The sequence below is a fragment of the Streptomyces glaucosporus genome (assembly GCF_039533345.1).
Taxonomy (GTDB): domain Bacteria; phylum Actinomycetota; class Actinomycetes; order Streptomycetales; family Streptomycetaceae; genus Streptomyces; species Streptomyces glaucosporus.
On record NZ_BAAATJ010000004.1, the window covers coordinates 26,422 to 38,862 of the forward strand.

Consider the following 12,441-nt stretch of genomic DNA (forward strand, 5'->3'; position numbering starts at 1 on the left):
CGCCCCTGGCCGCCTCCCGGAGTCGTGAGCAGCGGACCCGGCCACCGGCTCGGGGGCCGCCTCGCCGCCATCGGGCGGGACACCCGGGTGGCCCGGCCGGCGGGAGCAGCGAAGCCCGTCACCGGACGACAGTGATCTCCGGGAGCGGCTGCCGCCATTCACCCTGTTCCGCGACGAGAACCCGGCGGGCCAGCCGCCGGGCCCGGACCCATCCCGCGTCGGTGGCCAAGGCGGCCCTTGTCCACCGGTCGGCGTTCTCGCCACCGCTCATCCCGCTGAGGATCGCGTCGATCTCCCGCAGGTCGGCCACGGCTCCGTCGGCGATTCGCCCATCGGCCACCAGGACCTCGGCCGTGCGGAAGGCGTGATCGAAGTCCAGGGCGATCTCGTCCGCCGCCACGCCGTGCCTGTCCAGCCAGGCGGTCTGGGTCCGGGCGTCGGCCGCCAGCACGGTCAGCGACTCGATCAGCAGACGCCGGCGGAACGAAGAGCCGGGGGTCCCCATTCCACGATCGTCGCACGCGCCGCCCCTTCCGGGCACCCGGGCGAGCGTTCGACCACACGCCGGGGGACCGGGAGCGGGGTCGTCTTCCGCGGGCCGGTTCGGGAGTTGAGGGACGCGTTGCGGTGAAGGCCCCGATCGCCCGGGCCGTGTCACGGCCCGTGAGGCCCGCCTCGCCCGGCCGACGGGCCGACGGGTCGCCGGCGCGCCGCGACGTCGTGAACGGGGGTGCGGCACGCGGTCCCCGCGGACGGCGTGCGAAGGGGTGCCGAGCGGGATCGGTTCGGCCGGCGCGAACCCGACCGACCGCCCGTCTCGACTGCCGGGAACGCCCGGGCCGTGCGGCGGGCACACCCCTGGGAGGTCCACGGGACGCCGTCTAGACTCGCTCCACGGTGCCCGGCGGCTCGAAGGGAACACGTTTCTGTGCATAGGTACGAGAACCCTGTGATCAGCGGATTCCACCCCGATCCGAGCGTGTGCCGGGTCGGTGACGACTACTACCTGGTGTGTTCCAGTTTCGAGTACTTCCCCGGGCTGCCGCTCTTCCACAGCAAGGACCTCGTGCACTGGGAGCAGATCGGCAACGTGCTCGACCGGCCCGGGCAACTGCCGCTGCCCCTCCCCGGCTCCAAGGCGTCCGGCGGTCTCTACGCCCCCACGATCCGCCACCATGACGGCCGTTACTGGGTCGTCAACACCAATGTCGACGGCGGCGGCAACTTCGTCGTCTCGGCCGAGCGGCCCGAGGGGCCGTGGAGCGACCCGGTGTGGATCGACCTGCCCGGAATCGACCCCGATCTGGCGTGGGAGGAGGACGGCACCTGCTGGTGCGCCTTCTCCGGGTCCGCGGGCGGCATCAACATGGCCAGGATCGACCCGGTGAAGGGCGAGGTGCTGGAGGGGCCTTTCGCCACGTGGTCGGGCAGCGGCCTCAAGTACCCCGAGGCGCCGCACCTCTACCGCATCGGCGACTGGTGGTACCTGCTGATCGCGGAGGGCGGCACGGAACGCGGCCACAGCGTGTCCGTCGCCCGCGGCCGCTCGCCGCGCGGCCCCTGGGAGGGAGCGCCCGCCAACCCCCTGCTGTCCCACAGCGGCACCGCCCGCTCCATCCAGAACACCGGCCACGCCGATCTGGTGGAGGCTCCCGACGGCAGTTGGTGGATGGTGCTGCTCGGCGTCCGCCCCCGCGGCTTCACACCCGACGTGCACGTGCTCGGCCGCGAGACGTTCCTGACCCCCGTGGAGTGGGACGAGGACGGCTGGCCCGTCGTCGCGCCCGTTCCCGAGAGCCACGCGGCCCCGGGCGGCGCCTGGCACCCCGTTCCGGCCCCGCCCGCCCGCGACGACTTCGACGGGCCCGCTCTCGCTCCGCACTGGATCTCGCCGTTCGCCCGCCCGGAGGGCTCCTGGTCGCTCACCGAGCGCCCCGGGTGGCTGGTCCTGGGCGCCACCGGCCCCACCCTCGACCGCCCCGGATACACCTTCGTCGGCCGCCGCCAGCAGCACCACGACTGCCGCGTCACCGCCGCGATCGACCCGGGTACGGGACGCGGCGGTCTGTGCGTGCGCCTGGACGAGGCCCACCACTACGAGGTGGAGGCCGGGAACGGGGAGGTCCGCGTCGTCGCCCGGATCGGCCCGCTGCGCCAGACCGTGGCCGGCCGGCCGGTCCCGGCCGGGCCGCTGACCCTCGCCGTGACGATCCGGACGTCCGACCTCGTGCCCGCCTCACCCGAACTCACCGACGGCGGGACCACGGGCCCCGACACCATCGCCTTCTGGCTCGGCGATCCCGGCGCCCCGGACGCCCGGCCGCTCGCCGAACTGGACGGGCGCTACCTGTCCACCGAGGTCGCCTGCGGCTTCACCGGCCGTGTGATCGGCATGTACGCCACCGAGGGCACGGTCGCCTTCGACTGGTTCGAGTACTCCCCGGTCCCGGCGTCCTCCGTGTGACGCTCGGCGTGCGGCCGTGTGCGGCACCCGTGTCCGTGCGGGCGCCGCACACGGCGTGCCGCGAGGCCGCGCCCCGGGGGGCGGTGGCCGGCGGTGCCGGCCGGTGCGGGGCCGTCGCCGGCGAGTACCTCCGCGGTACCGACCCGGCATCCTGGGCGGCCTCTTCGCCGGTTAACCTTTCCCCATGCCCCCTCGACCCGTCGGATCGCGCCCCACACTGTCCTTGGTGGCCAAGACTGCCGGTACGAGCGTGCCCACCGTGTCCAAGGTGCTGCGAGGCGGGACCGACGTCTCGGCCGAGACGCGCGCGAAGGTCATGGAAGCCGTGCGGGCCGTCGGCTACACCCGCCGGGCCGGGTCCAAGGGCGAGAGCGCGCGGGACGAGAGCGGCTTGTCCAACATGCTCGACCTCGTGGTCACCCACTTCGAGGGGTCGTGGGCGAACCTGCTGACAGCCGGGGTCGGGCGGGAGGCGGCTGCGGCGGGACTCGACGTCGTGCTGACGCTCGCCGATCCGCACGGCGACTGGGTGTCGCGGGTCCTGAGGAGACGCACCGTCGGCACGATCGGGACGCTGATCGATCCCACCTCCCCGCAGTTCAACGCGCTCTGCGCCGCGGGCGTCCCCGTGGTGCTGATCGACCCGATGAGCACACCGCCCCCGGGGGTGGCGAGCATCGGCGTGGCGAACTGGGACGGCGGCCGCATGGCCGCCGAGCACCTCCTGTCCCTCGGCCACGTGCGGATGGGGGTCGTCGCCGGCCACGCCCGCCATCTCTTCAGCCGGGCGCGTGTCGACGGTTTCCGTGCGGCGGCCGACACGGCGACCGCCGACAGTGCCACGGTGTCCGTGGTCCACGGCGGGTGGAACCGCGCCAAGGCGGCGAACGCCACCCACAACCTGCTCGACAGCGACCCGGGGATCACGGGGATCTTCGCCTGCTCGGACTCCATGGCACTCGGCATCTACGACGCACTGGACGCCCGGGGCCTGCGGATTCCCGAGGACGTCAGTGTCATCGGCTTCGACGACCTGCCCGAGGCGCAGTACATCACCCCCGGGCTGACGACCGTCAGACAGCCCAGTACCGAGCTGGGCGCTGCGGCGGTCAAGCTCCTGATCGAGCTCTCCCGGGGGGAGGACGGCGGCGCCCGGTCCCCCGCCCGTATGGAGCTGGCCACCGAGCTGGTCGTCCGTGCCTCCACCGGGCCCCCCGCCCCGGCGACCGCGGCGCCACGCCGGTGACGCGGGCGGGCGTGTCCCGGCCGGTCCCGTCGCGGCGCTGTCAGCGCGGCGCTGCCGTCACGACCTGCAGGACGAGGCGGCTCGGATGGGCGGCGCCGTAGCGGATCGTGTACTCCGCCGCGGCGGGCGCCGGGATCGCACCGGCCGGCTCGAAGGCGTTGCGTCCGACGTCCCAGCGCGGTGACGAGCTCGGTGCGACGTCGACCCGCACCCGGTGGCCCGGCAGGAACGTGTGTGCCGTCGACCAGAGGTCCACGGTGAACTCCTGGTCCCGGCCCGGCTCGACGGGCCGCCTGTCGCCGCGGCCCGTGACCGGGTCGACGGACCGCGCCGACCCTCGCTGTATGCCGTCGGCGACGACGCGGCTGCTGCCGTCCGGGTGTTCGTCGCACAGCCGCACGACCACGTCCGCGTCCGTTCCCGTGGTCGCGACGTGGACGACGGCACGGACCGCGCCCATCACCGTGAGTTCCTCGGTGAGCGGCGCGGTGCGCCACGAGACCACGTCCTGCCGCGCCTCGATCGCCGTCTGGTCGGCAGGCCCCGCCTCGAACGGCGCGAAGAGGAGCACCGCGCCGCCGCACGTCGGCACCGGGGATGCCGGATCGCTGGTCAGCCGCCGTTCACCGCTCCCGGCCGGTTCGGCCGCGAGGGATTCGCCGGCGCTCAGGTACAGCTCGAGCGTCCGCGTGCCGCGCGGGGGGAACTCGTCCAGGTCGATCCACCGGTTCGAGCCCATCAGGAACACGCGCACCGGCGGCGTGTCCGCCGCGCCCGCGCGGAGGGTGGCGTCGAACCACCGCAGGTGCTGCGCGGTGAGGTCTCCCCTGCCGCCGAGGTCGTCGGCGGACGCGCCCGGCCCGAAGTCCACGCCGGCCGTCCGGCCCGACATGTCGTCGTGCGTCCAGGGGCCGACCAGGAGGCGGGGCACCGGCCCGCCGGTGTCCTTCGCCCGGTGCAGCAGGCGCCGGTAGATCTCCAGGGTCGACCCGAGGAAGACGTCGAACCACCCGCCGATCAGGAAGACCGGGATGTCGATCGCGTCGATCCGGTCGACGATCTTCCCGGCGCGGTGCCGAGCCGACCCGAGAGGCTCCCGCAGCCGGTCCAGGCCCCACACGACGATCGCCTCGGCGTCCGGGTCGGCGTGCAGGGCGCCGGCCCGGTACGCGTCCCCGGATCTGATCGCGCGCTCGGTCGCCTCCCACCGCTTCCGCTCGGCCTCCCGTCCGGGGGCGGAGTCGATGCGCGTGATCATGTCCGGGGCGATCGCGTAGTGCGTCCACGCGAGGGTGCTCCCGATCTCCGGCACCCCGCCGCGGAACCGGAAACCGTCGAGCGCCGACATCGCCGGCGTCATGGCGGGAGCGATCGCCCGCAGGGCCGGAGCACCTCCCAGGTGGGCGCTGAACTGGGTCTCCGAGGCGTAGGACGCGCCCCACATTCCGACGGCGCCGGTGCATTCGGGAAGCGCCGCGAGCCACGCCACGGCGTCGGCGCCGTCGGCCTCCTCCTGCGCGCAGGGGTCGAAGACGCCTTCGGAGCCGAAGCGTCCCCGCACGTCCTGGAGCGCGACGAGGTATCCGGCGGCGACGAGACGCCCGACGTCGAGCATCCCCTCGTGTTCGTCGCGGGTCGCGTCATAGGGGTGGCGGGTCAGCAGGGCCGGCCACGGCCCGGTCCCGTGCGGAACCAGCAGGACGGTCCGGAGCCGTGTCCCGTCACGCAGTGCGCAGGTCACCTCGCGGCGTTCGGCGACCGGCGTCGGCGGTACGGGAGCGATGGGGGCCTGTTTGCCGGACTCGGTGTGGGCGCGGGGCAATTCGACGGTCCTTTCCGGGGGTGGCACGGGGTGTTTCGCGTGCTGGACGACGGTGGCCCGCCCCCGCCGAAGGGCACGGCGGGGGCGGGCGCGGGACGTCCCGGTTCGGATTCCGGTGCTGGTTTCAGCCCTTCACGGCGCCGGTGAGGCCGCCGACGATCCGCTTCTCGAAGACCGAGAAGAAGACCAGTGCGGGCAGCATGGCGAGCGAGGTGAACGCGAGGACCTTCGCGGTGTCCGTGGAGTACTCCGAGGAGAACACCTGGACGCCGAGCGGCAGGGTGTAGTTCGCCTGCGAGTTGAGGATGTACAGGGGCAGGATGTAGTTGTTCCAGCTGCCGACGAACCCGAGGATTCCGACGGTGACCACGCCGGGCAGCGACAGCGGGATCACCATGCGGAAGAAGAATCCGAGCCGGCTCGCACCGTCGATCGCGGCGGCCTCCTCGATCTCGTTGGGAATGGCTCTGAGGAACGGCACCAGGATGATGACGGTCACCGGCAGGCCGAAGGCGATCTGGGGGATGATCACGCCGAGCAGGTTGTCGGTGAGGCCGAGGCCCTTGACGACGAGGTACAGCGGGGTGATCGCGACGACCAGCGGGAACATCAGGCCCGCGGCGAACAGGGAGTACATCGCGCCTTTGAGCTTGAAGTCGTAGCGCGCGATCACGAAGCTCACCATCAGGCCGAGGACGACGGTGCCGGCGGTGCTCGCGATGGCGACGATGAGGGAGTTGGCGAACTGGCCCCAGAAGGTCGTCGACTGCAGGACGCCGCTGTAGTTGTCGATCACCCAGGGGCTCGGCAGGGCGGCCGGGTCCGTGGTGATCTGCGAGTTGGTGCGGAAGCCGCCGAGCACGATGTAGAGCACCGGTGCGACGCAGACACCGACGAAGAGCAGCGCGACGAAGTAGGTGACGGGGCTCCCCCACTTCTGCGGCTTGTCGCGGTCGCCGCGGCGGCCGGTGGAGGGCTTGGGCTCCGCTGCGGAGGACGTCCGGGAGGTGGCGGTCGTCACGCTCATCACACGGTCCCTTCAGTGATGGCGCCCTTGAGGTCGCGGCGCAGGACGAAGCGCTGGTAGAGCAGCGCGACGACGAGCGAGATCACGAACATCACGACCGCGACGGCGCTGCCGTAGCCGTAGTTGGCCGCGTTGCGGCCCTGGGCGAGCATGTAGATCGCCATGGTCGAGGTGCCCGCGGTGCCGGAGACGTACTGGCCCCAGATGATGTAGACGAGGTCGAACAGCTGCAGTGAGCCGATGATCGACAGGAACGCCCAGATGCGGATCGTCGGTCCCAGCAGCGGCAGCGTGATGCGGCGCTGGATCTGCCAGTAGGAGGCGCCGTCGATCTGCGCGGCCTCGAAGAGCTCGTCGGGGATGGACTGCAGGCCGGCGAGCATGAGGATCACCGCGAAGCCGATGTACTTCCACGTGATGATGGCCATCAGCGTCCAGATGGCCAGGTCCGGGTCGGCGATCCAGTCGGCCTCCAGGGAGCCCAGGCCCATCCGGCGCAGCAGGTCGTTGACGGCTCCGTTGCTCTGGAGCATCAGGCTCCAGCCGGTGCCGACGATGATCTCGGAGATGATGTAGGGCGCGAAGATCAGGACGCGGATCGTCGAGCGGCCGCGGATCTTCTGGTTGAGCAGGAGCGCGAGGACGATCGCCAGCGGGCCCTGGATGACCAGGGAGAGCACCAGGATCAGACCGTTGTGCCACAGGACGTCGTGGAACGCGGGGTCGGTGAGGATGAGCTTGTAGTTGTTCAGTCCGACCCAGTCGGTGGGCTCTCCGTAGCCCTTCCAGCGGTAGAAGCCGTAGTACGCGGCGAGCACGACCGGGAAGATCACGAACGCCAGGAACGTGATGATCGCCGGTGCGGACAGGACCGCGATCTCCAGTCGTATCCTGGCACGGCCTCGGCGGTGCGCAGCCGCTCGCGGCGGAGCCGGGGGCACGGACACAGCCGCGTCCCCGGCTCCGGGCGTGCCCTGCGACTGGCGGCCGTCGGCCGTGTCAGTGCCCAGGGTGTTGCTCATGTCTGCTTACTCAGCCCTTCTCGGCGGCAGCTTTGACGTCCTTGACGATGTCGGCCGCGGATCCCTTGCCGGCCAGCAGGTTGACGACGGAGATGTTCATGGCGTTGCCGACGTTCTGGCCGTACATCGTGTCGAGGAACTGCATCGAGTAGGCGGCCTTGTTGAAGGCCTGCAGCGCCGAGACGTTGTAGGACTCGGTGACGACCCCCTGGGCCTCCTTGTTCACCGGGATCGTGTCGAAGGCCTCGGCGTAGGCCTCCTGCTGCTCCTTGGTCACAACGAACTGGAGGAAGCCCAGGGCCTCCTTCGGCGCGTTCTTGGACAGCGAGTACCCGCCGGCGCCGCCCATGATGGCGGTCGGGTCGCCCTTGCCGCCGGGCACGGCGGGGAAGGGGAACCAGCCCAGGTCGGGGAGCTGCTTCTTGTCCGGGGTCAGGTCGGCGATCACCAGGGGGTCCCAGCTGCCCATGAGTTCCATGGCCGCCTTGCGGTTGGCGATCAGGCCCGCCGACGATCCGGCGCCCTGCTGCGACGACGCCGTCAGGAAGCCCTTCTGGAAGGGTTCGGTCTCCATGAGTTCGGCGAGGTCCTCGCCGGCCTTGGTCCAGCACGCGTCGTCGAACTTGAGCGACTTGGCGGCCTCCTGCATGACCTCCTGGCTGCACTCGCGCAGGGCGAAGTTGTAGTACCAGTGGGCGGCCGGCCAGGCGTCCTTGGCGCCGACCGCGATCGGCGCGACCTTGATCGCCTTCAGCTTCGCGATGGCGTCCTTGAGCTCGTCCATCGTCTTCGGCGGCGAGGCGATGCCGGCCTTCTTGAACAGGTTCTTGCTGTAGTAGATGCCCTCGGGCTGCGTGTCGAGCGGCATCGCGTAGACCTTGCCGTCGATCGACACGCCCTCGAGAGCCGCCTCGCCCACGTTCGTCCGGTCGGTGTCGGTCAGCTCCAGCGCCTGGATCTGACCGGCGTCGACCATGGCCTGCATCTTGCCGCCACCGCGCTGCAGGAAGATGTCGGGCGCGGAGTTGGAGTTGAGCGCGTTCTGCAGCTTGCCGTCGAGGTCCTCGTTCTGGATCGACTGGACCTTGATCGTGACGTCCGGGTGCTGCGCGTGGTACGCCTTCGCGGCGTCCTTCCAGTACTGCGCGCCGCGCCCTTCCATCGCGTTCGTCCAGAGGGTCAGCGTGACCTGGCCGTCGGACGAACTCCCGATGTCGTCGCCGCCGCCGGCGCAGCCGGTGGCGGCGACGGCGATGCACAAGCCGATCGCGGCAGCCGTCGCGCTGCGGGTTTTCCTCATCACCGTGGAAACTCCCTGATCTGTCGTCAGTGATCCAACTGCCGTTAGTTTGCGCAAACTAATGAGCCGTCCGCGAAGCGGGAGCTAAGGTGTACAGTCAAAAATGAGCGAGAAGCAACCAAGAGTTTTCGCAAGTTGCCCAATCGTTACTGATGCGGCCGCCGCCGTTCGTGATCACGAACGGGCACGGTGACGATCAGGGACGGACTCGGCCGCCCCCGGCCGGGCCCCGGCTTCCGGGCTCCGATCTGAAAGGTTGGCTCCCATGCCGAACGCCTCCGGCGCTCCGACAGGACACAGGCCCCGCAGGCGTCCGTCCCCGGCGGACCTCACCCCACACCGCCCCGCAGCAAAGGAACCCCCACCATGCGGATCGTCGTCCCCCGGCAGCCGGCAGCCCGGCTCTCCGACGCCTGGCGCCACTGCGTCGGCACGGGCCGGCTCGACCTCGCGCTGCGGCGCGACTACCAGGAGTCGCTCAACCTCGTCCAGAAGGAGATCGGTTTCCGGTACATCCGGGGACACGGCCTGCTCAGCGACGGAATGGGCGTCCACCGCCCCTACGAGCACGCCGGCGAGCGGCGCGTGCGCCACGCCTTCACGTACGTCGACCAGGTCGTGGACGCCTACCTGGAGACGGGCATCGCGCCCTTCATCGAACTCGGCTTCATGCCGTCCGGGCTCGCCTCCGGCGACGACACCGTGTTCTGGTGGAAGGGCAACATCACTCCCCCTCGCGACGAGAAGGAGTGGGCGGACCTCGTCCGCGCCGTCATCGGGCACCTGGTCGACCGCTACGGCGTCGACCAGGTGCGCCGCTGGCCGATCGAGGTGTGGAACGAGCCCAACCTGGCGGCGTTCTGGTCCGCGGACCAGAACGCCTACCACCGCCTCTACGAGGTGACCTCGCTGGCCGTCAAGGAGGTCGACGCCGGACTCCAGGTCGGCGGCCCCTCGCTGGCGCCGGGTTACGAGGACGAGTGGATCCTGCGCTTCGCCGAGTTCGTCGAGGCCCGCGACCTGCCGATCGACTTCGTGAGCCGCCACGCCTACTCCTCCGGCCCCGTCCAGCCCGTGCCGTTCGGCGCCCACCAGACGCTCATGCCGGCGTCGGCGCTGCTGGAGCAGTTCGGCGCCCCACGGCGGCAGCTCGCGGGCACCGGGCTCGCGGACCTGCCGGTCCACATCACCGAGTTCAACTCCTCGTACCGGCCGGACAACCCGGTCCACGACACCGCGTTCCACGCGGCGTACCTCGCTCCGGTGCTGGTCAACGGAGGTGACATCGTGGACTCCTTCTCGTACTGGACGTTCAGCGACGTGTTCGAGGAGGTGGGCATCCCCACCGCGCCGTTCCACGGCGGCTTCGGCCTGCTGACCCACCGCCAGATCAAGAAGCCCACCTACCACCTGTACGCGTTCATGGCCGAGATGGGCGAGCAGGTGCTCGCCCGGGGCGGGGACCACCTGGTGACGCGGCACGGCGACGGGCGCGTCGCCGTACTGGCCTGGGCGCCGGCCGACCCGGCCGGCGGCGAGCCCGTCGACGGCCACACCGTCCGGCTGTCCCTGCCCGTCGGCGCCCCGGACGCGCGGGGCTCCGCCTTCGCGCGCCGCCGCTCCGTGAGCGAGGACGCCGGCAATCCCTGGGCCGCCTGGTGCGAGATGGGACGGCCGCTCGCGCCCGACAGCCGACGGCTCGACGCCCTCCGCGAGGCCGCCGAACCCGCCCGCTCGCACCGGAGCGTGCCCGTCGCCGGCGGGCGCGCCGACGTGGACCTCGTCCTGGGCCGCAACGAGGTGACGCTGCTGGAGCTCATCCCGGTCGTCGACGAGACGCCGGAATGGTGGAGCGACGACCGGCTGTTCGGTCTCGGCGCCGAGGGCTCCGACGCCTCCGTGAACCGGCCGTGAGCGCCCCCGGCGCCCGCCGGGGCTTCGGCGGCGGGCGCCGCCGCTCCGGGCCGGACGCCGGGCTCGCCGCGAACGGCGCCGGCCTACTGCGCCGGAGTCCCGGCCGACTGGCCGGGGGTGCAGGTCACGTCCGCCGGGATGTCCGCGGCGCCCTGGCCCTGGAGGCCGAAGGTGGTGCTTCCGCCGCCGCCGAGGGTGCCGTTGTAGCCGGCGTTGCGGACGGTGACGTTCCGTCCGTTGACGGTGAGATTTCCGTTCCACACGTTGCCGATGGACTGGCCGCCGGGCAGCGTCCAGGTGACGGTCCAGCCGGTGATCGGCGCGCTGTGCTCGTTCCTGACGGTGACCTCGGCGGTGAAGCCGCCCTGCCACCGGCTGGTGACGCGGTAGGTGGCGGTGCAGTCGCCGCCGGGGGCGGGACCGCCGCCGCTGAGCGCTGCGGCGATGGCGTGGTAGGCGGGCTTCTTGGCGAAGTTCTCGTCCCACGGCAGGGCGGCGCCCTCGCCGGGGAAGACGGAGGGCACCCAGGAGTACTTGTCGGTGTAGTCCCAGAGTGTGATGCCGACGCACCGGGAGACCGCCAGGCACGCCCTGACCACAGCGCCGTAGTCGTCGGCCTGCTGGGCGTCCTTGGCGGCGGTGCGCGGCAGGGTCATGCGGATGTCGAGTTCGGTGAGGGCGACGTCGACGCCCAGATCGGCGAAGCGCTGGATGTTCCGCTGAATGCTCGCCGGGACCTGGCCGGCGATCAGGTGGGCCTGCATGCCGACGCCGTCGATGGGGACGCCCCGGGCCTTGAAGGACTTCACCATCTCGTAGACGGCGTCGCTCTTGGGGCCGATGCCTTCGATGTTGTAGTCGTTGTAGTAGAGCTTGGCGTCCGGGTCGGCGGCGCGGGCGGCCTTGAACGCCTCGGCGATGTAACTGTCGCCGATCTTCTGCTGGAAGACCGACTGCCGGCGGCTGCCGTCCTCCTCGAACGCCTCGTTGACCACGTCCCAGTGGATCAGTCGGCCCTTGAAGTGGTCGACCTCGTGGGTGATGTGGTTGCGCATGACGTCGAGGAGCTCGCCGGCCGGCACGTCGCCGACCCAGCTCGGCAGCTGGTTGTGCCACACCAGGGTGTGTCCGCGCACCGACTGGCCGTTGGACTCGGCGAGGTCGACTATCTCCTCGGCGGCGGTGTAGTCGAACCGGCCCCGGGACGGCTCGGTGTACTGCCACTTCATGGTGTTGCCGACGGTGATCTGGCCGAACTCGCTGCCCAGGATCTGCGTGTACCGGGTGTCGGACAGTTCGGGGTTGTCCGTGGCGGAGCCGAAGTAGCGGCCCTTGGCCTCGGCCAGTTCGCCCAGGGTGGCGGTGTCGGCGTGGGCCGGAGGAGCGGGCGCGACCGCGGCCAGGCCGGCCGACAGGGTCGCCAGCGCTGTGACGAGGAGGCCGGCCGTGCGGCGGCCTCGCGCCGGATGGTGGCGGAACATGGTTGCTCCTTCGATTCGGAAACGTCCGGGGCCTGGTGTGTTGTCGTGCTGGTGGGGCGGCGAACCGGTCCGGCCTCGTCCCTGTTCCTCCCCGCGGACGGGAAGTGCCGCCTTCCGGTGCCGAGGTGGAGGCGGGCTCCGTCCGGCTCCTCCCCCGGCGCCCCG

Annotated in this window: 9 protein-coding genes; 3 read left to right on the forward strand and 6 right to left on the reverse strand. The window is 71.4% G+C overall.

Going from position 1 to position 12,441, the window contains the following annotated elements:
* Nucleotides 1-118: 118 nt before the first annotated feature.
* Complete coding sequence (locus ABD358_RS06190) at nt 119-505, reverse strand: hypothetical protein (RefSeq protein WP_344629831.1); 387 nt, start codon at nt 503-505, stop codon at nt 119-121.
* A gap of 423 nt (nt 506-928) precedes the next feature.
* On the opposite strand from ABD358_RS06190, the gene ABD358_RS06195 reads away from it, so the two are divergent.
* Nucleotides 929-2,464, forward strand: coding sequence for a glycoside hydrolase family 43 protein (locus ABD358_RS06195; RefSeq protein ID WP_344629832.1), 1,536 nt, complete (start codon nt 929-931; stop codon nt 2,462-2,464).
* A gap of 226 nt (nt 2,465-2,690) precedes the next feature.
* On the forward strand, nt 2,691-3,710 hold the full coding sequence (locus tag ABD358_RS06200; RefSeq protein WP_344629833.1) for a LacI family DNA-binding transcriptional regulator: 1,020 nt from the start codon (nt 2,691-2,693) through the stop codon (nt 3,708-3,710).
* A 40-nt stretch (nt 3,711-3,750) separates the two neighbouring features.
* Here the strand turns inward: ABD358_RS06200 and ABD358_RS06205 are convergent, their stop codons facing one another.
* The 4 genes from ABD358_RS06205 to ABD358_RS06220 form a co-directional block, all read right to left on the reverse strand.
* Nucleotides 3,751-5,532: a CocE/NonD family hydrolase gene (locus tag ABD358_RS06205; RefSeq protein WP_344629834.1), complete on the reverse strand. Its 1,782-nt coding sequence runs from the start codon at nt 5,530-5,532 to the stop codon at nt 3,751-3,753.
* Nucleotides 5,533-5,656: 124 nt separating this feature from the next.
* On the reverse strand, nt 5,657-6,559 hold the full coding sequence (locus ABD358_RS06210; RefSeq protein WP_344629835.1) for a carbohydrate ABC transporter permease: 903 nt from the start codon (nt 6,557-6,559) through the stop codon (nt 5,657-5,659).
* Nucleotides 6,559-7,581: a carbohydrate ABC transporter permease gene (locus ABD358_RS06215; protein WP_344629836.1), complete on the reverse strand. Its 1,023-nt coding sequence runs from the start codon at nt 7,579-7,581 to the stop codon at nt 6,559-6,561. Before ABD358_RS06215 ends, ABD358_RS06210 begins: the two co-directional genes overlap by 1 nt.
* A gap of 10 nt (nt 7,582-7,591) precedes the next feature.
* Nucleotides 7,592-8,881: an ABC transporter substrate-binding protein gene (locus ABD358_RS06220; RefSeq protein ID WP_344629837.1), complete on the reverse strand. Its 1,290-nt coding sequence runs from the start codon at nt 8,879-8,881 to the stop codon at nt 7,592-7,594.
* A 366-nt stretch (nt 8,882-9,247) separates the two neighbouring features.
* On the opposite strand from ABD358_RS06220, the gene ABD358_RS06225 reads away from it, so the two are divergent.
* A complete protein-coding gene (locus tag ABD358_RS06225) occupies nt 9,248-10,795 on the forward strand; it encodes a GH39 family glycosyl hydrolase (RefSeq protein WP_344629838.1) in 1,548 nt (515 codons plus the stop codon).
* Nucleotides 10,796-10,878: 83 nt separating this feature from the next.
* On the opposite strand, the gene ABD358_RS06230 is transcribed toward ABD358_RS06225, so the two are convergent.
* Entirely contained in the window at nt 10,879-12,276 is a 1,398-nt protein-coding gene (locus ABD358_RS06230) for a glycoside hydrolase family 10 protein (protein ID WP_344629839.1), read from the reverse strand.
* Nucleotides 12,277-12,441 lie beyond the last annotated feature (165 nt).

Excerpts from the sequence above, each read along its gene's own strand:
- ABD358_RS06230 (WP_344629839.1), bottom strand. The coding sequence starts at position 12,276 with ATGTTCCGCCACCATCCGGCGCGAGGCCGCCGCACGGCCGGCCTCCTC.
- ABD358_RS06220 (WP_344629837.1), bottom strand. The coding sequence starts at position 8,881 with ATGAGGAAAACCCGCAGCGCGACGGCTGCCGCGATCGGCTTGTGCATC.
- ABD358_RS06210 (WP_344629835.1), bottom strand. The coding sequence starts at position 6,559 with ATGAGCGTGACGACCGCCACCTCCCGGACGTCCTCCGCAGCGGAGCCC.
- ABD358_RS06225 (WP_344629838.1), top strand. The coding sequence starts at position 9,248 with ATGCGGATCGTCGTCCCCCGGCAGCCGGCAGCCCGGCTCTCCGACGCC.
- ABD358_RS06215 (WP_344629836.1), bottom strand. The coding sequence starts at position 7,581 with ATGAGCAACACCCTGGGCACTGACACGGCCGACGGCCGCCAGTCGCAG.
- ABD358_RS06190 (WP_344629831.1), bottom strand. The coding sequence starts at position 505 with ATGGGGACCCCCGGCTCTTCGTTCCGCCGGCGTCTGCTGATCGAGTCG.